The 19813-nt window shown below is 51.3% G+C and carries 18 protein-coding genes; 1 reads left to right on the top strand and 17 read right to left on the bottom strand.

Annotated elements, in window-relative coordinates:
* Positions 1-59: 59 nt before the first annotated feature.
* The 15 genes from glmS to asnC form a co-directional block, all read right to left on the bottom strand.
* A complete protein-coding gene (glmS, locus tag GFC06_RS04480) occupies positions 60-1889 on the bottom strand; it encodes a glutamine--fructose-6-phosphate transaminase (isomerizing) (RefSeq protein WP_049282853.1) in 1830 nt (609 codons plus the stop codon).
* A gap of 235 nt (positions 1890-2124) precedes the next feature.
* Positions 2125-3495: a bifunctional UDP-N-acetylglucosamine diphosphorylase/glucosamine-1-phosphate N-acetyltransferase GlmU gene (gene glmU / locus GFC06_RS04475; RefSeq protein WP_019077996.1), complete on the bottom strand. Its 1371-nt coding sequence runs from the start codon at positions 3493-3495 to the stop codon at positions 2125-2127.
* 673 nt (positions 3496-4168) lie between these two features.
* Positions 4169-4588, bottom strand: coding sequence for a F0F1 ATP synthase subunit epsilon (locus GFC06_RS04470; RefSeq protein WP_003023809.1), 420 nt, complete (start codon positions 4586-4588; stop codon positions 4169-4171).
* A 20-nt stretch (positions 4589-4608) separates the two neighbouring features.
* Positions 4609-5991, bottom strand: a complete 1383-nt coding sequence (atpD, locus tag GFC06_RS04465; RefSeq protein WP_003023806.1) for a F0F1 ATP synthase subunit beta — start codon at positions 5989-5991, stop codon at positions 4609-4611.
* A gap of 26 nt (positions 5992-6017) precedes the next feature.
* Complete coding sequence (gene atpG / locus GFC06_RS04460; RefSeq protein WP_016155083.1) at positions 6018-6881, bottom strand: F0F1 ATP synthase subunit gamma; 864 nt, start codon at positions 6879-6881, stop codon at positions 6018-6020.
* Positions 6882-6931: 50 nt separating this feature from the next.
* On the bottom strand, positions 6932-8473 hold the full coding sequence (gene atpA, locus GFC06_RS04455) for a F0F1 ATP synthase subunit alpha (protein WP_003023802.1): 1542 nt from the start codon (positions 8471-8473) through the stop codon (positions 6932-6934).
* A 12-nt stretch (positions 8474-8485) separates the two neighbouring features.
* Positions 8486-9019 (bottom strand): F0F1 ATP synthase subunit delta, encoded by a 534-nt coding sequence (gene atpH / locus GFC06_RS04450; RefSeq protein WP_006687767.1) that lies wholly within the window; start codon positions 9017-9019, stop codon positions 8486-8488.
* 14 nt (positions 9020-9033) lie between these two features.
* Positions 9034-9504: a F0F1 ATP synthase subunit B gene (atpF, locus tag GFC06_RS04445; protein ID WP_003827022.1), complete on the bottom strand. Its 471-nt coding sequence runs from the start codon at positions 9502-9504 to the stop codon at positions 9034-9036.
* Positions 9505-9563: 59 nt separating this feature from the next.
* Positions 9564-9803: a F0F1 ATP synthase subunit C gene (gene atpE, locus GFC06_RS04440; RefSeq protein ID WP_003023794.1), complete on the bottom strand. Its 240-nt coding sequence runs from the start codon at positions 9801-9803 to the stop codon at positions 9564-9566.
* Positions 9804-9849: 46 nt separating this feature from the next.
* Entirely contained in the window at positions 9850-10665 is an 816-nt protein-coding gene (atpB, locus tag GFC06_RS04435) for a F0F1 ATP synthase subunit A (protein WP_003023792.1), read from the bottom strand.
* 7 nt (positions 10666-10672) lie between these two features.
* Positions 10673-11053 (bottom strand): F0F1 ATP synthase subunit I, encoded by a 381-nt coding sequence (atpI, locus tag GFC06_RS04430; RefSeq protein ID WP_003023790.1) that lies wholly within the window; start codon positions 11051-11053, stop codon positions 10673-10675.
* Between the two features lie 614 nt (positions 11054-11667).
* On the bottom strand, positions 11668-12291 hold the full coding sequence (rsmG, locus tag GFC06_RS04425; RefSeq protein WP_016155084.1) for a 16S rRNA (guanine(527)-N(7))-methyltransferase RsmG: 624 nt from the start codon (positions 12289-12291) through the stop codon (positions 11668-11670).
* A gap of 103 nt (positions 12292-12394) precedes the next feature.
* Positions 12395-14284, bottom strand: coding sequence for a tRNA uridine-5-carboxymethylaminomethyl(34) synthesis enzyme MnmG (mnmG, locus tag GFC06_RS04420; protein ID WP_016155085.1), 1890 nt, complete (start codon positions 14282-14284; stop codon positions 12395-12397).
* Positions 14285-14656: 372 nt separating this feature from the next.
* A complete protein-coding gene (gene mioC / locus GFC06_RS04415) occupies positions 14657-15106 on the bottom strand; it encodes an FMN-binding protein MioC (protein WP_016155086.1) in 450 nt (149 codons plus the stop codon).
* 88 nt (positions 15107-15194) lie between these two features.
* Positions 15195-15653, bottom strand: a complete 459-nt coding sequence (asnC, locus tag GFC06_RS04410) for a transcriptional regulator AsnC (RefSeq protein ID WP_003023780.1) — start codon at positions 15651-15653, stop codon at positions 15195-15197.
* A gap of 151 nt (positions 15654-15804) precedes the next feature.
* Here asnC and asnA point away from each other — a divergent pair, with 151 nt between their 5' ends.
* Entirely contained in the window at positions 15805-16797 is a 993-nt protein-coding gene (gene asnA, locus GFC06_RS04405) for an aspartate--ammonia ligase (RefSeq protein ID WP_016155087.1), read from the top strand.
* Between the two features lie 3 nt (positions 16798-16800).
* On the opposite strand, the gene viaA is transcribed toward asnA, so the two are convergent.
* Positions 16801-18252 carry an ATPase RavA stimulator ViaA gene (gene viaA, locus GFC06_RS04400; protein WP_016155088.1) on the bottom strand — a complete coding sequence of 484 codons (1452 nt, stop codon included), beginning with the start codon at positions 18250-18252 and terminating at the stop codon, positions 16801-16803.
* Entirely contained in the window at positions 18246-19742 is a 1497-nt protein-coding gene (ravA, locus tag GFC06_RS04395) for an ATPase RavA (RefSeq protein ID WP_047358450.1), read from the bottom strand. Before ravA ends, viaA begins: the two co-directional genes overlap by 7 nt.
* Positions 19743-19813 lie beyond the last annotated feature (71 nt).

Here is a 19813-nt window from a genome sequence, read left to right as displayed (position 1 = left end):
AACAAGCTAAAAAAATGCCCCACTTACAGCAGGGCATTTTCAGTTCAGTTAAGTGCGGATTACTCTACGGTAACCGACTTTGCCAGGTTACGCGGCTGGTCCACGTCGGTGCCTTTAATCAGCGCCACGTGATACGCCAGCAACTGCAGCGGAACGGTGTAGAAGATCGGTGCAATCACCTCTTCCACATGCGGCATCTCAATGATGTGCATGTTTTCGCTGCTGGTAAAGCCAGCATCCTGGTCCGCAAAGACGTACAACTGACCGCCACGGGCGCGAACTTCTTCAATGTTGGATTTCAGTTTTTCCAACAGTTCGTTGTTCGGTGCAACTACGATAACCGGCATATCGGCATCAATCAGCGCCAGCGGACCGTGTTTCAGTTCGCCTGCAGCATAAGCTTCAGCGTGAATATAAGAGATCTCTTTCAGCTTCAGCGCGCCTTCCAGCGCAATCGGGTACTGATCGCCACGGCCCAGGAACAGCGCATGGTGTTTGTCTGAGAAACCTTCCGCCAGAGCGGCAATGCGTTTGTCCTGAGACAGCATCTGCTCAATACGGCTCGGCAGTGCCTGCAGACCGTGAACGATCTCCTGCTCGATAGACGCATCCAGGCCTTTCAGACGAGACAGTTTCGCCACCAGCATCAGCAGAACGGTCAGTTGGGTGGTAAATGCTTTCGTGGAGGCCACACCGATTTCGGTACCGGCATTGGTCATCATCGCCAGGTCGGATTCGCGCACCAGAGAAGATCCCGGTACGTTACAAATAGCCAGCGAGCCCAGATAGCCCAGCTCTTTAGATAAGCGCAGACCTGCCAGGGTATCCGCCGTTTCACCGGACTGGGAAAGGGTAATCATCAGGCTGTTACGACGCACGGCGGATTTGCGATAGCGGAACTCGGAAGCGATTTCGACATCACAAGGAATACCAGCCAGCGATTCAAACCAGTAGCGGGACACCATACCGGAGTTGTAGGACGTACCGCAGGCGATAATCTGGATATGCTCAACCTGAGACAGCAACTCGTTGGCACGTGAACCCAGCTCGCTTAAATCCACTTCACCGTGACTAATGCGCCCGGTCAGCGTATTTTTAATTGCGTTCGGCTGTTCGTAGATCTCTTTCTGCATGTAGTGGCGATAAATACCTTTTTCGCCCGCGTCATACTGCAGATTCGATTCGATATCCTGACGCTTCACTTGTGCGCCAGACTTGTCGAAAATAGAGACCGAACGACGGGTCACTTCTGCGATGTCACCTTCTTCCAGGAAGATAAAGCGACGGGTTACCGGCAACAGCGCCAGCTGATCGGAAGCGATAAAGTTTTCCCCCATCCCCAGACCAATCACCAGCGGGCTACCTGAACGGGCCGCCAGCAGAGTTTCCGGGTTACGGGTATCCATGATCACCGTGCCATAGGCACCGCGCAACTGTGGAATAGTACGCAGTACGGCTTCACGCAGCGTACCACCCTGTTCCAGTTCCCAATGCACCAGGTGAGCAATCACTTCGGTGTCGGTTTCAGAAACAAAGGTGTAACCACGGGTTTTCAGTAGTTCACGCAGAGGTTCATGGTTTTCAATGATGCCGTTATGCACCACAATAATGTGTTCAGAAACATGGGGATGCGCGTTCGCTTCTGAAGGTTCACCGTGTGTCGCCCAACGGGTATGAGCGATACCTGTACCACCATGCAGCGGATGTTCTTCCGCAGCAGCAGTCAGCATCTGCACTTTACCCAGACGACGCAGACGGGTCATGTTGCCTTCAGCATCGACAACGGCCAGACCAGCAGAGTCATAACCACGATATTCCAGACGACGTAAACCTTCGAGAAGGATTTCAGCTACATCACGCTGCGCGATAGCGCCAACAATTCCACACATATTTTTTGATTCCGAATTTAGGCATTTGCCTGTCGTTGTCGCTGACCTGTATTTGCCCTTTCCGGGCGCCCCGAGCCTTGTAGAGAGTGGGGTTATTTTTATGGTACTGCTTGTTGAGCGGAGGATTATGTTATCCCCTCATCTCTTGTCTGCCTGATGGCGCTTACGCTTATCAGGCCTACAGAACGTCACCGCACGTAGGACGGATAAGGCAAAGCCGCCATCCGGCAAAAAATTACTTCTTCTTCACCGGACGCTGCCAGCCCTGTTTATGGACCTGAGGTACACGGCTTAATACCAGTTCGTTATCGGCGACATTACGCGTTACGGTAGTGCCAGCAGCGATGGTGGCACCTTTACCCACGGTGACAGGCGCCACCAACTGGGTATCAGAACCCACAAACACATCATCACCAATAATGGTTTTAAACTTATTGGCACCATCGTAGTTGCAGGTAATCGTACCCGCGCCGATATTCACGTTATCGCCAATTTCCGCATCGCCCAGATAGGTCAGATGACCAGCTTTAGAACCTTTACCCAAACGCGCTTTTTTCATTTCGACGAAGTTACCCACGTGCGCGCCTTCCTGCAGCTCAGCACCCGGGCGCAGACGCGCGAATGGGCCGATGGTGCAAGCGGCTTCCAGATGGGCATCTTCCACCACACTGTATGGGCTAAGCTCACAACCTTCACCAATCACGCTGTTTTTGATGATACAGCCAGCACCAATCTTGACGCGATCACCAACGGTTACGTTACCTTCAATGATAACGTTAGTATCAATTTCAACATCGCGCCCGTGAATAAGCGTACCGCGAAGATCAAAACGTGCAGGATCGCGCAGCATCACGCCCGCCAGCAACAGTTTCTCTGCTTGCTCAGACTGATAAACACGCTCCAGACGGGATAACTGAAGACGGTTATTCACCCCTTCCGTTTCGCTAATACGTGCCGGATGTACCGCAGCAATTTCGCGTCCTTCCTGATACGCCATAGCAATGATATCGGTGATGTAGTATTCACCCTGCGCATTGTTATTGGTGAGTTTGGACAGCCAGCGCTTCATATCAGCGCCATTGGCAATCAGAATACCGGTGTTGATTTCCTGGATTTGGCGCTGCTCGTCAGTTGCATCTTTATGCTCGACGATACCGGTGACGTTACCGTTCTCACGCGTAATACGCCCATAGCCGGATGGATCATCCAGTTTTACCGTTAACAGGCCGATGCCGCCCTGCGGTTTAGCATCACGCAGGCTACGTAAGGTATCGGTAGAGATCAGCGGCACATCGCCATAGAGCATTAAAATGTCTTCGTCATCACCAAAGAATGGCGCTGCCTGCTGCATTGCATGGCCGGTCCCCAACTGCTCTGCCTGCAGAATCCAGTTTAGATTGCCATCTTTCAGCGTCTGCTTAAGCAAATCACCACCGTGCCCGTAGACCAGATGTACGTGAGTCGCACCTAATTCATTAGCGGCATCAATGACATGCTGAACCATCGGCTTTCCTGCGAGGGTATGCAGCACTTTAGGGAGATCGGAATACATACGCGTGCCTTTGCCTGCGGCAAGGATCACGACGCTCATAGCATTATTCAACATACACGTCCTGACTGTAATTTGAGAACGAATTTATACCGTTTCACATTGAAAATACTACATTTTTTTCATCGTGAAATGGACCGAAGATAAAACGTTCAATCGGGGAAATTTCCCCTCTGATAACTCTCTATTTTCGTCTATTTCGGCGTCTTTTGTCTCCCAAAAACCAGGAGGCTGCTCTTATTAAAGCCTTAGGTTAATGTTTTTGCTATTTTTTTACTGCATGAATAAAGAGTTACAAAAGAAAAGTATAATTTTATTAATGTGATTCAGCGAGAAGCAGAAAAAACAGACAGGGAAAATAGAGTTTTAAAAGGGAAGAGGACAAACGATAAAGCGGAGGAGGGGGATTTAATAACAGCTGGCGCGTGCTGATAACCGTATGAAGCATCGCGCCACAGAGCAGGTTGGGAAGACTAAACTTCCATGCTGCTGAAAAGGGCGATGATTTTATTAATCAGTTTCATGTTGGTATCCTGTTTTTATCTGAGTTAATTATGTGACACACATCACACAAAAAAGAGTCTACGCCTCATTTTTTAACCGATCAATATTTTTGTGACACAAATCACAAAATAATAAAACAGCTTTTTAGTTCCACTTTCACTGAAACAAAACCATAAAAAAAGCCAGCCTGGCAACCAGACTGGCTTTTGTGCTTTTCAAGCCGGTGTTACATCGCTTTTTTGGTCAACTCGATAACGCGCAGTTTCGCGATCGCTTTGGCCAGTTCCGCAGATGCCTGAGCGTAATCCACGTCACCATGAGAGCTCTTAATGTGCTCTTCAGCCTTACGCTTCGCTTCCAGGGCTCTCGCTTCATCGAGATCCTGTCCGCGAATCGCGGTATCAGCCAGAACGGTCACGCTGCCAGGCTGCACTTCGAGAATGCCGCCAGACAGATAGATAAACTCTTCATGACCGAACTGTTTAACGATGCGGATCATACCAGGCTTAATGGCGGTGAGCAGCGGTGCGTGACCCGGGAAAATACCCAGTTCACCTTCACTACCCGTTACCTGGATTTTTTCGACCAGACCAGAGAACATTTGCTGCTCTGCGCTGACGACGTCCAGGTGGTAAGTCATTGCCATATCACCCTCCGATTAAGGCGTTAAAGTTTTTTGGCTTTTTCCACGGCTTCGTCGATAGAACCAACCATGTAGAACGCCTGCTCTGGCAGGTGGTCGTATTCGCCTTCCATGATGCCTTTAAAGCCACGGATGGTGTCTTTCAGGGATACGTATTTACCCGGAGAACCGGTGAATACTTCCGCAACGAAGAACGGCTGGGACAGGAAGCGCTGAATTTTACGTGCGCGTGCTACCACCAGTTTGTCTTCTTCAGACAGTTCATCCATACCCAGGATGGCGATGATGTCTTTCAGTTCCTGATAACGCTGCAGCAGGGACTGTACGCCACGCGCGGTGTCGTAGTGTTCCTGACCAACAACCAGCGGATCCAGCTGACGGCTGGTGGAGTCCAGCGGGTCAACTGCCGGGTAGATACCCAGAGATGCGATCTGACGGCTCAGTACCACGGTTGCATCTAAGTGAGCAAAGGTGGTTGCTGGGGATGGGTCAGTCAAGTCATCCGCAGGTACGTATACCGCCTGAACGGAGGTGATAGAACCGGTTTTGGTAGAGGTGATACGTTCCTGAAGAACACCCATCTCTTCCGCCAGGGTCGGCTGGTAGCCTACCGCTGATGGCATACGACCCAGCAGTGCGGATACTTCTGTACCGGCCAGGGTGTAACGATAGATGTTATCGACGAACAGCAGAACGTCACGACCTTCGTCACGGAACTTCTCTGCCATGGTCAGACCGGTCAGAGCAACGCGCAGACGGTTTCCCGGCGGCTCGTTCATCTGGCCATATACCAGGGATACTTTGTCCAGAACGTTGGAGTCGGTCATTTCGTGGTAGAAGTCGTTACCCTCACGAGTACGTTCACCCACGCCCGCAAACACGGAGTAACCGGAGTGTTCGATCGCGATGTTACGGATCAGCTCCATCATGTTTACGGTTTTACCTACACCCGCACCACCGAACAGACCAACTTTACCGCCCTTAGCGAACGGACACATCAGGTCGATAACTTTAATGCCGGTTTCCAGCAGTTCCTGAGAGCTGGACAGCTCTTCATAGGAAGGTGCCGCGCGGTGGATAGCCCAACGCTCTTCTTCACCGATATCGCCTTTCATGTCGATCGGGTGACCCAGGACGTTCATGATACGACCCAGAGTTGCTTTACCTACCGGGACTTCGATCGGGTGCTCGAGATCTTTAACTTCCAGACCACGACGCAGACCGTCGGAAGAACCCATGGCGATGGTACGTACGATACCGCCGCCGAGCTGCTGCTGAACTTCCAGCACCAGGCTCTCTTTACCATTCATAACCTCAAGAGCATCGTACACGCGCGGTACGGCATCCTGAGGGAATTCGACGTCAACCACGGCGCCGATTACCTGGACAATTTTTCCAGTAGCCATCTTGAATCCTCTACGAATTAACCTGGTTATACCGCGGATGCACCACCGACGATTTCGGTGAGTTCCTGAGTAATGCTGGCCTGACGAGCTTTGTTGTATACCAACTGCAGCTCTTTAATCAGGCTGCCGCCATTGTCGGTCGCGGCTTTCATCGCCACCATACGTGCGGCCTGCTCGCTGGCCAGGTTTTCTACCACGCCCTGATAAACCTGAGACTCGACATAACGACGCAGCAGGGTATCCAGCAGCGCTTTCGGGTCTGGCTCATACAGGTAATCCCAGGATTTACGCTTCAATTCATCATCATCTGATGCCGGCAGAGGCAGCAGTTGGGTGATGGTTGGCGTCTGAGACATGGTGTTAATAAATTTGTTGCTGACAACGTACAGTCTGTCCAGACGACCTTCATCGTAGGCCTGCAGCATCACTTTAACCGGACCGATCAGTTCGGACAGGGAAGGGTTATCCCCCATACCGGTTACCTGAGCAATCACATTACCGCCAACGGAGTTAAAGAAAGACACGCCCTTAGAGCCGATCATTGCGATATCGCACTGAACGCCTTTATCGGACCATGCTTTCATATCCGCCAGCAGCTTTTTGAACAGGTTAATGTTCAAGCCACCGCACAGACCACGGTCGGTCGACACCACCAGGTAGCCCACGCGCTTAACGTCGCGTTCTTCCAGGTAAGGGTGCTTATATTCCAGATTACCATTCGCAAGGTGACCAATCACTTTGCGCATGGTCTCTGCATAAGGACGGCTGGCCGCCATGCGATCCTGCGATTTACGCATTTTGGAAGCGGCGACCATCTCCATCGCTTTAGTGATCTTCTGCGTGTTCTGGACGCTTGCGATCTTACTACGTATCTCTTTTGCGCCGGCCATGAGCTTCTCCTCAATGCCTTGCGGTCCGCCCTAAAGCAGACCGCCAGACGTTACCAGGACTGGGTTGCCTTGAAGGAATCGAGGATAGCTTTCAGCTTGCCTTCGATTTCATCGTTATAGCCACCGGACTGGTTGATCTCTTGCATCAGCGGAGCGTGGTCACGGTCAACGTAAGCCAGCAGAGCGGCTTCAAAGCTACCGATTTTCGCCAGTTCCACATCTTCGAGGTAACCGCGTTCAGCCGCAAACAGCACCACACCCTGCTGTGCTACAGACATTGGGGCATACTGTTTCTGCTTCAGCAGTTCAGTTACTTTCTGACCGTGGCTCAGCTGCTTACGAGTAGCTTCATCCAGGTCGGAAGCGAACTGAGAAAACGCTGCCAGTTCACGATACTGCGCCAGTGCGGTACGAATACCACCGGACAGTTTCTTGATGATCTTGGTCTGCGCTGCGCCACCTACACGAGATACGGAGATACCCGGGTTAACTGCCGGACGAATACCGGAGTTGAACAGGTTGGTTTCCAGGAAGATCTGACCATCTGTAATGGAAATTACGTTGGTCGGAACAAACGCAGAAACGTCACCCGCCTGGGTTTCGATAATCGGCAGAGCGGTCAGGGAGCCGGTTTTACCTTTAACTTCACCATTGGTGAACTTCTCAACGTATTCCGCGTTTACGCGGGATGCGCGCTCCAGCAGACGGGAGTGGAGGTAAAATACGTCGCCCGGGAATGCTTCACGTCCTGGTGGACGACGGAGCAGCAGGGAAACCTGACGGTAAGCAACAGCCTGTTTAGACAGGTCATCGTAAACGATCAGCGCGTCTTCACCGCGGTCACGGAAGTATTCGCCCATTGCGCAACCAGCATATGGTGCCAGGTATTGCAGAGCAGCAGATTCAGACGCGGTCGCCACAACAACGATGGTGTTGGACAGTGCGCCGTGTTCTTCCAGTTTACGAACCACGTTAGAAATGGTGGACGCTTTCTGGCCGATAGCCACGTACACACATTTGATACCGGAATCACGCTGGTTGATGATGGCATCGATTGCCATCGCAGTTTTACCTGTCTGACGGTCACCGATGATCAGCTCACGCTGGCCACGACCGATTGGGATCATGGCATCAACAGATTTATAACCTGTCTGTACTGGCTGGTCGACGGACTGACGTTCGATTACGCCTGGTGCGATAACTTCGATTGGCGAGAAGCCATCGTTATCAACCGGACCTTTACCGTCAATTGGGGAACCCAGAGTGTTCACCACACGACCCAGCAGGCCACGGCCAACCGGAACTTCCAGAATACGACCCGTACACTTAACCTTCATGCCTTCGGCGAGGTCAGCGTATGGACCCATCACAACGGCACCTACGGAGTCGCGCTCCAGGTTCAGTGCGATAGCGTAACGGTTACCCGGCAGGGAAATCATCTCACCCTGCATACAATCGGCCAGGCCGTGAATGCGGATAACACCGTCACTTACAGAAACAATAGTACCTTCGTTGTGAGCTTCGCTCACAACATTGAACTGAGCAATGCGCTGCTTGATCAGTTCGCTGATTTCGGTGGAATTCAGTTGCATGCTCCAGTCCCCTTAAGACTGCAAGACGTCTGCAAGGCGCTCAAGACGGCCGCGTACGCTGCCATCAATGACCATATCACCCGCTCGGATGATTACGCCTGCCATTACAGACTTATCGATTTTGCAATTCAGCTTAACTTTGCGTGACAGACGTTTTTCCATCGCTGCACTAATCTTCGTAAGCTGTTCATCACTCAGTGCATTGGCAGAAGTGACTTCTACCTCAGAGATAGCCTCACTAGCTGCACGCAGATGAATAAACTGCTCAAGAACATCCGGGAGCGCATTCAGACGGTTATTTTCAGCCATTACCCTAATCAGGTTTTGGCCGCTTTCGTCCAACTGCTCACCGCACACGGCGATAAACGACTCAGCGAGCGTTTCCGGCGCCAGCGCGCCAGAGAGAAGCTCTGCCATTTGTTCGTTTTTCGTCACCTCAGCGGCAAACGTCAGCATATCCTGCCAACGGTCAACGCTTTGGTGCTCAACGGCAAAGTCAAAAGCTGCTTTGGCGTAGGGGCGAGCTACCGTAATAAATTCAGACATCAGCCCCTCCCTCCTTACAGTTCAGCGACAAGTTTGTCCACGATGTCGCTATTAGCAGCTTCATCCACGGAACGTTCGATGATCTTCTCGGCGCCAGCAACAGCCAGGATAGCAACTTGCTTACGCAGCTCTTCGCGAGCACGTTTACGCTCGGCGTCAATTTCCGCCTGCGCCTGTGCCACGATTTTAGTACGTTCCTGCTCTGCTTCAGTTTTAGCTTCGTCCAGGATCTGAGCACGGCGTTTGTTCGCCTGCTCGATGATTACCTGAGCTTCCGCCTTCGCTTTTTTCAGCTGGTCGGTCGCGCTGGCCTTTGCAAGGTCAAGATCCTTATGTGCTCGTTCTGCAGAAGCAAGGCCGTCAGCAATTTCTTTTTGACGTTTTTCGATGGCAGCCATTAAAGGCGGCCATACGTACTTCATGCAGAACAGAACGAACAGGACAAACGCGATGGCCTGGCCGAGGATTGTTGCGTTAAGATTCACAGCACAATGCCTCTATCTAGTTAACGTTCTGATATTGCTCTTAATTCAAGCAACGCTTACTACGCGACAGCAAACATCACGTACAGACCCAGACCTACAGCGATCATTGGGATTGCATCCACCAGACCCATAACGATAAAGAACTGAGTACGCAGCAGAGGAATCAGATCCGGTTGACGCGCTGCGCCTTCCAGGAATTTACCCCCGAGGATGCCGATACCGATCGCAGCACCGATTGCCGCCAGACCCATCATCACAGCGGCAGCAATGTACAGCAGATCCATATTCAGGTTTTCCATGACAGTCTCCAGTTTGTTTCAGTTAAAACGTAGTAGTGTTGGTAAATTAATGCTCTTCAGATGCCATCGACAGATAGACAATCGTCAGAACCATAAATATGAAGGCTTGCAGCGTGATAATCAGTATGTGGAAAATGGCCCATGGCACATTCAGGATCCACTGTGACCACCACGGCAACAGACCAGCAATCAGAATGAAAATCAGCTCACCGGCATACATGTTGCCGAACAGTCGCAGACCAAGAGAAATTGGTTTGGACAGCAGGCTTACCCCTTCAAGGATTAAGTTGACAGGGATGAACGCCCAGTGATTGAACGGCTGCAGCGTCAACTCTTTCGCGAAGCCGCCGATGCCTTTCATTTTGATGCTGTAGAACAGAATGAGGATAAATACGCCCAGCGCCATCGACAGGGTGATGTTCACGTCGGCAGACGGAACTACACGCAGAGCCGGCAGGCCAAAGATATGCTCACCGATGTACGGCAGCAGGTCGATAGGCAGTAAATCCATCAAGTTCATCAGGAATACCCAGACGAAAATCGTCAGGGCCAGCGGAGCAATCAGCTTGCTTTTGCCATGGTACATGTCTTTCACGCTACCATGCACAAAGCCGATTACCAGCTCAATCGCGGTCTGAAATTTACCTGGTACGCCGCTGGTCGCCTTTTTAGCTACGCTACGGAACATAAGCAGGAACAACAGACCCAGAACCACCGAGAAGAAAATGGAGTCAATATTGAGCGTCCAGAAGGTGGCTGGGGGGTTGTGCGGATCCACCAGCGAGAATGTACGTAGGTCCAACTGAAGGTTATTCAGATGGTGTCCTATGTAATCCTGCGGCGTCATATTTTCTGAAGCCATGATGCCTTTACCCTTTGTTGTTAATTACAGCCGGCGCCAGTATCTGAACCACCAGCACCAAAACCCACGTAACGATCAGCGGCATGAATACCGCTTTCAAAACAGCCAACGCCACCACCAGCAAAACCAGCATAGCTAACACCTTGAAGGCTTCGCCGAAGGCGAACGTCCAGGCTACTCGGCCTTTAGCTGGTGTATGCGCCTGGTGACGCCAGGCAAATATCATAAACAACACATTAGGCAGTAACACTGCCAATCCACCGCACAATGCGGAGATGCCCCAGAAAGGGTCTTTGAGGCTAAACAGCAATCCACTTGCTATTACCGCCAGAAACTGTGTGAGCAAAAGCTTACGAGCAACGTTTCGACTCAAGAGCGACATAGACATCACGTTTTTACTCCTGCTCCCTTCGAGGTATGCCGCGTGTCGTATAAAACGTTCTTTATGGCTTAGAGTCAAGCATCAAAAAGCGGTCAAATTATACGGTGCGCCTTCGTGATTTCAAACAATAAGTAGCTAAAAAGTGAATAAATGTTTAAATATTTTTCGCTACCCCACATTTATCACTTTTAAGCAAACTGTGAACGATCATGCAAAACTGCAAATGCCGCGTAAATACTGGCGGCAAAGCGTGCACCAGATCACATATTGAACATATTCACCTTCGCATAATTTATTTACGTGGCAAATGATGCCTTTTCATCTTTTTGATATTTAAGCGTAAAAATAGCCACTATTTCAAAAACAACAGCTAACAACAAAAAAACCACGCATTGACATTTATAATAAAAAATTAACACAACGGGTGGTTCTTACGTTCTATTTTTAGCAGACTGATATTTTCACAGCTGACTTGTTTCGCTTTTAACAAAAAACGGTACGTTATAGTTATGATGCAAAACCGTAAGGCGCTAGTGAATTGTAACGACATTTAACCACACTATTCCCTATGACTTTTAACACCTGAATAGCCGTTTTTTTTCTATTTTTTTTGATAAAAATTAAATTTTGTTTGGCTTAATAACCACCAGATGACGTTCACCATCCAGTTGCGGAACGCGTAATTTTTCGACCGACTCGACGCTGAATTCTGCAGGCAACGAAGCAATTTCGTCTTCTGGCAACTGCCCTTTTAGCGCATAAAAACGCCCATCCAGGCCAGGCAAATGATGGCACCAACTCACCATATCAGTAAGTGACGCGAACGCACGGCTAATGACCCCATCGAACGGCGGCTCTGAAGGGAATTCTTCAACTCGGCTTTGCACAGGAGTGATGTTAGTAAGCGCAAGCTCATGCTGCACCTGACGCAAGAAACGGACGCGTTTTCCCAGACTATCCAGCAGTGTGAAATGCGCTTCTGGGCGCACGATAGAGAGAGGAATACCCGGCAGGCCCGGTCCCGTACCCACGTCAATAAAACGCTCCCCCTTCAGATACGGCGCGACGACAATACTGTCCAGAATATGGCGCACCAGCATTTCGTTGGGATCCCGTACCGACGTCAAGTTGTACGCTTTGTTCCATTTGTGCAGCATATCGACATACGCAATCAGCTGATTTTTCTGGTGATCGGTAAGAGAAATACCAGCATCAGCCAGCAGACGAGAGAGTTTGTTGAGCACGGTCGTTACCTGTTCATAATCAATTTCCCGATGCGCTATAGCTTATCGGGACTACAAATTTGTAGGGCGGGCAGGCGAAGCGCCCGCCGCCAAAATAGTGTTATCAAGCGCTGCGGCGCAGCATACCTTGTTTCTTCAGCCATACCAGCAGAATGGAAATGGCGGCAGGCGTTACGCCAGAAATACGCGATGCCTGGCCGATTGATACCGGTTTGTGATCGTTCAGCTTGGCGATAACTTCATTCGACAAGCCTGAGACCTGACGATAATCCAGCGTTGCAGGCAACAGGGTGTTCTCATTACGCTGTTGTCTTTCGATTTCTTCCTGCTGACGGGCGATATACCCTTCGTATTTCACCTGAATCTCAACCTGTTCCGCGGCCTGAGCATCGTCAAGCGCTGGTGCAAACGCAGATAAAGAGGTCAACTGAGCATAGGTCATATCCGGGCGACGCAGGAGATCTTCACCGCTGGCTTCACGTGACAAAGGCGTAGCCAGGTGAGCATTCACTTCTGCTGCAGATTCCGCTAACGGATTTACCCAGGTTGATTTGAGACGCTGACGTTCCTGTTCGATACGCTCCAGCTTCTCGTTGAAACGAGCCCAGCGCTCGTCGTCCACCAGACCCAGTTCGCGACCAATTTCGGTCAGACGCAGGTCGGCGTTATCTTCGCGCAGCATCAAACGGTATTCTGCGCGTGAGGTGAACATGCGGTACGGTTCTTTGGTGCCAAGCGTACACAGATCGTCCACCAGTACACCAAGATAAGCCTGATCGCGACGCGGCGCCCAGCCGTCTTTCTCAGCAGACAAGCGTGCGGCGTTCAGACCCGCCAGCATCCCTTGCGCGGCAGCTTCTTCGTAACCGGTAGTACCGTTAATCTGGCCCGCAAAGAACAGACCCTGGATGAATTTGCTTTCCAGAGTGGGTTTCAGGTCGCGCGGATCGAAGAAATCATACTCAATCGCGTAGCCAGGACGGACGATTCTGGCATTTTCCATTCCCTGCATGGAGCGGACAATTTGCATCTGCACATCGAACGGCAAGCTGGTGGAGATACCATTCGGATAAATTTCGTTAGACGTGAGTCCTTCCGGTTCGAGGAAGATCTGATGCTGATTACGATCGGCAAAGCGCATCACTTTGTCTTCGATCGACGGGCAGTAGCGCGGACCGATACCTTCGATCACGCCAGCGTACATCGGGCTACGATCGAGGTTATTGCGGATCACGTCATGGGTTCTCTCATTGGTATGAGTGATGTAACACGGCATCTGACGCGGATGTTGAGAAGCATCGCCCAGGAATGAGAAGACCGGCATCGGGTTATCGCTGTTTTGCTGGCCGAGCACGCTGAAATCAATAGTGCGTGCATCGATACGCGGCGGCGTACCGGTTTTCAGGCGGCTGACGCGTAACGGCAGTTCACGCAGACGGCGTGACAGCGGGATAGACGGCGGATCGCCAGCACGGCCGCCGCTGTAGTTGTCCAGACCAATATGAATTTTGCCGTCAAGAAAAGTCCCTACGGTTAACACAACCGCTTTGGCACGGAACTTCAGTCCCATTTGGGTCACTGCACCCACAACACGATCGTTTTCAACAATCAGATCTTCAACTGCCTGTTGGAAGATCATCAGATTGGGTTGATTCTCGAGTGCGGTGCGTACTGCCTGGCGATAGAGCACACGGTCGGCCTGAGCTCGGGTAGCACGAACGGCTGGCCCTTTGCTGGCGTTTAGTATCCTAAACTGGATACCTGCATGGTCGATCGCTTTTGCCATCAACCCACCAAGCGCATCCACTTCTTTTACCAGGTGTCCCTTCCCAATACCGCCGATCGCCGGGTTGCAGCTCATCTGTCCCAGAGTGTCGATATTGTGTGTCAAAAGCAGAGTCTGTTGACCCATTCGCGCCGCGGCCATTGCGGCCTCGGTGCCTGCATGACCCCCGCCAATGATGATGACGTCAAAAGGATCCTGATAAAACATGGTAATTGCCTCGCATAACGCGGTGTGAAAGTGGATTGAAGCCCGGGCCGTGGATTCTACTCAACTTTAGTCGATCGAGAAAGCCCTGGGATCCTGGGTATTAAAAAGAAGATCTTTTTATTTAGAGATCTGTTTTATTGTGATCTCTTATTAGGATCGCAACTTTCTGTGGATAAGGGCGATCCTTTGAATAAGATCAACAGGTTGTTGAGGATCATTAGCTGTGAATGATCGGTGATCCTGGCCCGTATAAGCTGGGAGCAGAATGAAGGGTTATACACAACTCAAAAACTGAACAACGGTTGTTCTTGGGATAACTACCGGTTGATCCAAGCTTTTAACCAGAGTTATCCACATAAAAAAGTACGATCTTTACAAATCTCTGAGCAATGGATGCCAGGATCCCAGCCAAATTTCAGCCGGATCTTCCGGAATTTCATGTTCCAGTACGTTGATCCTGAGCGTTTCGCCGATCTGTTTTGCCCCGCAGGCTTTCAGTTCGGCTTCCAGCTTGTCGATTGCGCCGCAAAAGGTGTCATATTCACGACTGCCGATCCCGATTGCACCAAAGTGCACTTGTGAAAGGTCCGGTTTTTGCTCGCATAAGGCATCATATAAAGGCTGCAGGTTGTCAGGGATGTCTCCCGCACCGTGCGTGGAGCTAATAATCAGCCAGATCCCATCAGTCGGGACCTCTTCAAGCATTGGCCCATGCAGTATTTCGCTGGAAAAACCCGCGTCGTCCAGTTTTTCAGCCAGATGCTCTGCTACATATTCCGCACTGCCAAGCGTGCTGCCGCTGATAAGAGTGATTTCTGCCATGATCGCCCACCTTTATAAAGAGGGCGTATTGTACGCTGTGAGCGAGCTGGGATCTACCTGTGGAAAAATAGGGGATTAAAAAAAGCGATCATGGCTTGATGGTACGCATGATCGGGTTTTGCAGGACGATCAGGGTCTCCGTGGACTGAATTTCATCAATTGTTTGGATCTTGTTGATAAGTACCTGCTGTAACGCGTCGATCGACTTGCACATCACCTTTATAAAGATGCTGTAGTGCCCGGTGGTGTAATACGCTTCGGTCACCTCATCGAGGCTTTCCAGTCTGGCCAACGCTGACGGATAGTCTTTCGCACTTTTCAGGATGATGCCGATAAAGCAGCCGACGTCATAGCCCAACTGTTTGGGACTAACATCAATCCGCGCGCCGGTAATAATCCCGGCCTGCTTCATCTTCTCTACGCGAACGTGAATTGTCCCCGGGCTAACGCCGAACTGTTTGGCCAATTCGGCATAGGCCGTTCGGGCATTTTCCATCAGGGCGTCAAGAATGCCGCGGTCCAGATTGTCGATCTGATAATTTTCCATAGGTTTTTCTTATGTAGATTAATGATTCCCTCTATTTTAGACGTTAATTTTAACGAATCAAAATCGAAGACGGCTTTTTGTTTGTTGATTATTGAATATTACCTACATTCTGTTGCTTAATCATAGGCAACAGGACACAGGAGTACACATAATGAAAACCGCTTACATTGCCAAACAACGTCAAATTAGCTTCGTAAAATCTCATTTTTCTCGTCAGCTGGAAGAGCGTTTAGGTCTGATCGAAGTTCAGGCTCCGATCCTCAGCCGCGTAGGAGATGGCACGCAAGATAACTTGTCGGGCTGTGAAAAAGCGGTGCAGGTGAAGGTTAAAGCATTGCCAGACGCTCAATTCGAAGTGGTTCATTCACTGGCGAAGTGGAAGCGTCAAACATTAGGACAACACGACTTTAGCGCAGGCGAAGGGCTGTACACGCATATGAAGGCCCTGCGTCCTGATGAAGATCGCCTTTCCCCACTGCACTCAGTGTATGTTGACCAGTGGGACTGGGAGCGCGTGATGGGCGACGGCGAGCGTCAATTCTCCACTCTGAAAAGCACGGTAGAGGCTATCTGGGCGGGAATTAAGGCTACCGAAGCTGCGGTGAGCAAAGAGTTTGGTCTGGCACCGTTCCTGCCAGAGCAGATCCACTTTGTTCATAGCCAGGAACTGTTATCTCGTTATCCGGGTCTTGACGCAAAAGGTCGTGAACGTGCGATCGCTAAAGAGCTGGGCGCGGTATTCCTGGTGGGGATCGGCGGCAAGCTCAGCGACGGTCACCGCCATGATGTACGTGCGCCGGATTATGATGACTGGAGTTCAGCGTCCGAGCTGGGTCACGCCGGTCTGAACGGTGATATTCTGGTCTGGAACCCGGTACTGGAAGATGCGTTTGAGCTGTCTTCTATGGGGATCCGTGTGGATGCTGACGCTCTGAAACATCAGCTGTCTCTGACCGGAGATGAAGATCGTCTGAGTCTGGAATGGCACCAGGCGCTGCTGCGCGGTGAAATGCCACAGACGATTGGTGGAGGAATTGGGCAGTCGCGTCTGACCATGCTGTTGCTGCAATTACCACACATTGGTCAGGTTCAGTGTGGCGTATGGCCGGCACAGGTACGTGAAAGCGTCGCCTCTCTGTTGTAAGAATTAACGCCGCCAGCGTCTGAGCAGGCGGCTTCGCATCCCGGTATCAAAGCGCCAGATATGATCGAAAATGCGCATGATACCGGGTTTACCATGTGCTGACATCGCCACCGCGTGAAAACGGTGCTGGTGCACCCGCTGTAATTCCCCCACTTTGCTGACAACCTCATCGGGTAATCGCTGAGCGATAAAATCTGAGATCACCACCGCATCAGCATCAAACCATTCCCGACCCTGCATGCGCTCAGTAATGGCGCGAAAACAGCTGGCAATATCGGTACCACCGCGAAAGCGCTGACTTAAAAAACGGATCGCCTGTTCGATGCCCTCCGGGCCGGATAGCTCATAGCGCACTACTTCTGTTGAAAACAGCATGATGAAACAGCGTCGGTTATCGGCAAGGGCGACGCGCATTAGCGCCAGGCAAAAGGCTTTCGCACACTGCTCATTAAACCCGCCCATCGATCCCGAAGTATCAACGCAGACGATAAACGGTCCGCGCGGTTGCTCGTCAAAATCCTGATGCACCACGGGGCGTTCCGTGACTTTCTCACGCCATGCTTCGCCGTGCAGGCGATAGGTCAACAACTGCTTTTCCACCAGTCGTCGGTAGAACTCGTATTCCAGTTCGGTAATGCCCAGCGTGGCCAGTTCCGGCGGCAGCAGGCGCAGGATATCGTCGCTTTGCTGGATGCCATCTACTTGCTCCGGGACGGTTGCCGGTTCGCGCACCAGGGTACGGAAGGTTTCCATTGGCGCATCTTTACGCGGTACGGATTTCGCTTCTCTGGAACGGCCTAACTGCTCAGCCAGACGCTGGAGTTCAGGTTGTTGCGTCAGGAATTCGCCATATTTCACCATCAACTGATAATCACCGCGCTTGATTTGACCTGCGCTCATATCCCACAACCGGCCTGCGGCGTTGTCATTTTCTGCCAGTACGGGTTCCAGTTGCCCGCTAAGGGTCATCCGTTCCTGTACTTCACTGAGCAAATGCTCGCGCTCTTCTTCCAGCAGTTGCTGATTCAGCGTTGTGGTTTGCACCACCAGGCTCAGGCGCCAGCGCTGGAGAAAAAGCGTATGTAGGGCAGGCGTAAACGCGCTGTTGTCATTGACCAACTGCTGCGCTTGTCCGGCCCATGGCGAATGGAGGTGGTGTAATAGCGACAATATTTGCGGTAGCTGGACGATAAACTGCGCATGAGAGAGGAGCTGGCTTTGTTGATAGCATATAACCTCTTCCGCTAACTCCGGCGGTACATGGGTATCTTTGAGGCGGCTACGCAAAGATTCACGCCAGCGGGGAATATCGTCAGTGATCGCTTTTTTAAGGCGAGGGAATTTGTTAAAAAATACCACCATCTTTGGAGAAGCCAGCAGGGCGACGATCATCTCTTCGATCATCGCTTCTTCACTGACTGCCAGCATGATGTTGAGCGTATCAAGGGTCAGCATTGTTGCGCCTGGCGGATTTGTGCCCCGACATCCTGCAGGCTGGCCTCAATGCGGCCTAACCAGTCGCTATGAATAAACAGACATTTTTGCTGCTCGCTAAATGCGCTGTGCTGCTGATGCCACTCGTTATCGAGCGCTTCAAGCTCCTGTTTTATTTCTGCGGGCATACTCTCTTGTGATGTACCGGGCAATGCCAGGCGAGAGCCTTGTAAGCTGACGTCGCGTACAACCAGGTGCTGCGCGCTATCCACTTCCATGTTCAGCGTCTGGGCAAAACCAATGCCGTTTAATTTTCCGCGGATCTCACCACCTTTGGTTAACCACAGTTCCAGCGCACTACGTTCGAAAGCAATGTGGATAACTTCCATATCATGCAGCTTTAAGGGCTTTTGCAGTAATAATGTCACGACGGAAGACGTGGCTTCCGGCGGTAAATCATAATGAGGACGACGGCTGAACATGCCGCCCTGACGGATCACGGTGAATGCTGTTTTATCGCTTTGCTGCTGCTGGAGCTGAATGCGGCGCTGCACAATACTGCCCAGACGGGTCAGCATGGCTTGCTGTTGCCATGCGTGTCCGGTCATCAATATTTCCAGCTGCTGCTGCATCAGATTCAGACTTTGTGCGTCGTACCACAGGCAATCTTTCAGCAGGATCAGATCGATGGGAACTACCGCATCACGTCCGCTAAAGAAGGCGCTGGCCTGGAGCAAGCGAATGGCTTTTTTCCAGCGACGATCGGACACGTAGGGGGCATTCGGTAGCGTGTCCAGCTGCTGGCGCAGCATGAAAATAAGCTCAAACACGCGATCGGGAAGCGTGATGGCGCCAATGTCCTTTTGCCACTGGTAATACTCTTCATCCGTTACCTGTAACGATGCCGGGACCGGATTGTCGCTTTCATCCTGCTGACTTAACAGCATCGAGCGGAAGTTGGCCTTGTCCTGGACTTTATCCAGCCACAGACGAATCAGCATACGGTCGTACAGCGCTTCCAGGCTGCTGTCTGCTTCAGGCAGTTCGTTGGAGGCTGCCACCAGCAGGCGCATCGGGATTTTCTCTTCATGCGCGCCGTTGCGGAAGTGGCGTTCGTTGATGGCGGTCAGCAGGGTGTTAAGAATCGCCGGTCCCGCCTTCCAGATTTCATCGAGAAAGACGATTTCAGCTTCAGGGAGATAGCCTGCCGTTAAGCGTTCATAGCGACCTTCGTCTTTTAACGCCTGAATGGACAGCGGGCCGAAAACCTCTTCCGGCGTAGAGAAGCGCGTCATCAGATATTCGAAGGCGCGAGCATTTTGAAAGGCAAATTTCAGTCTGCGGGCAATTAAGCTTTTCGCGATCCCGGGAGGACCTAATAAGAAAACGCTCTCGCCGCTAAGTGCAGCCAGCAGACACAGACGAATGGCGTGGCTACGTTCATAAAGTCCCTTTTCCAGCGCATTGCTCAGACGGGAAATTCTTTCCGCTAATAAATGTGGGTGAGCCATAATGAAGTGGCGTCCTTTCGCCAAATGTACTGCATAAACAGCGAGTATAGATGCTTCACACCAGTGCAGTA

This window comes from Citrobacter braakii, from assembly GCF_009648935.1.
GTDB classification, from domain to species: domain Bacteria; phylum Pseudomonadota; class Gammaproteobacteria; order Enterobacterales; family Enterobacteriaceae; genus Citrobacter; species Citrobacter braakii.
Note: the sequence above shows the minus strand (reverse complement) of the source record. Positions and strands in the feature narration are given on the sequence as shown.

Excerpts from the sequence above, each read along its gene's own strand:
- GFC06_RS04470 (WP_003023809.1), bottom strand. The coding sequence starts at position 4,588 with ATGGCAATGACTTACCACCTGGACGTCGTCAGCGCAGAGCAGCAAATG.
- atpD (WP_003023806.1), bottom strand. The coding sequence starts at position 5,991 with ATGGCTACTGGAAAAATTGTCCAGGTAATCGGCGCCGTGGTTGACGTC.
- atpH (WP_006687767.1), bottom strand. The coding sequence starts at position 9,019 with ATGTCTGAATTTATTACGGTAGCTCGCCCCTACGCCAAAGCAGCTTTT.
- glmS (WP_049282853.1), bottom strand. The coding sequence starts at position 1,889 with ATGTGTGGAATTGTTGGCGCTATCGCGCAGCGTGATGTAGCTGAAATC.
- ravA (WP_047358450.1), bottom strand. The coding sequence starts at position 19,742 with ATGGCTCACCCACATTTATTAGCGGAAAGAATTTCCCGTCTGAGCAAT.
- mioC (WP_016155086.1), bottom strand. The coding sequence starts at position 15,106 with ATGGCAGAAATCACTCTTATCAGCGGCAGCACGCTTGGCAGTGCGGAA.
- atpB (WP_003023792.1), bottom strand. The coding sequence starts at position 10,665 with ATGGCTTCAGAAAATATGACGCCGCAGGATTACATAGGACACCATCTG.
- asnA (WP_016155087.1), top strand. The coding sequence starts at position 15,805 with ATGAAAACCGCTTACATTGCCAAACAACGTCAAATTAGCTTCGTAAAA.
- viaA (WP_016155088.1), bottom strand. The coding sequence starts at position 18,252 with ATGCTGACCCTTGATACGCTCAACATCATGCTGGCAGTCAGTGAAGAA.
- atpA (WP_003023802.1), bottom strand. The coding sequence starts at position 8,473 with ATGCAACTGAATTCCACCGAAATCAGCGAACTGATCAAGCAGCGCATT.
- atpE (WP_003023794.1), bottom strand. The coding sequence starts at position 9,803 with ATGGAAAACCTGAATATGGATCTGCTGTACATTGCTGCCGCTGTGATG.
- asnC (WP_003023780.1), bottom strand. The coding sequence starts at position 15,653 with ATGGAAAATTATCAGATCGACAATCTGGACCGCGGCATTCTTGACGCC.
- glmU (WP_019077996.1), bottom strand. The coding sequence starts at position 3,495 with ATGTTGAATAATGCTATGAGCGTCGTGATCCTTGCCGCAGGCAAAGGC.
- atpI (WP_003023790.1), bottom strand. The coding sequence starts at position 11,053 with ATGTCTATGTCGCTCTTGAGTCGAAACGTTGCTCGTAAGCTTTTGCTC.
- atpG (WP_016155083.1), bottom strand. The coding sequence starts at position 6,881 with ATGGCCGGCGCAAAAGAGATACGTAGTAAGATCGCAAGCGTCCAGAAC.
- mnmG (WP_016155085.1), bottom strand. The coding sequence starts at position 14,284 with ATGTTTTATCAGGATCCTTTTGACGTCATCATCATTGGCGGGGGTCAT.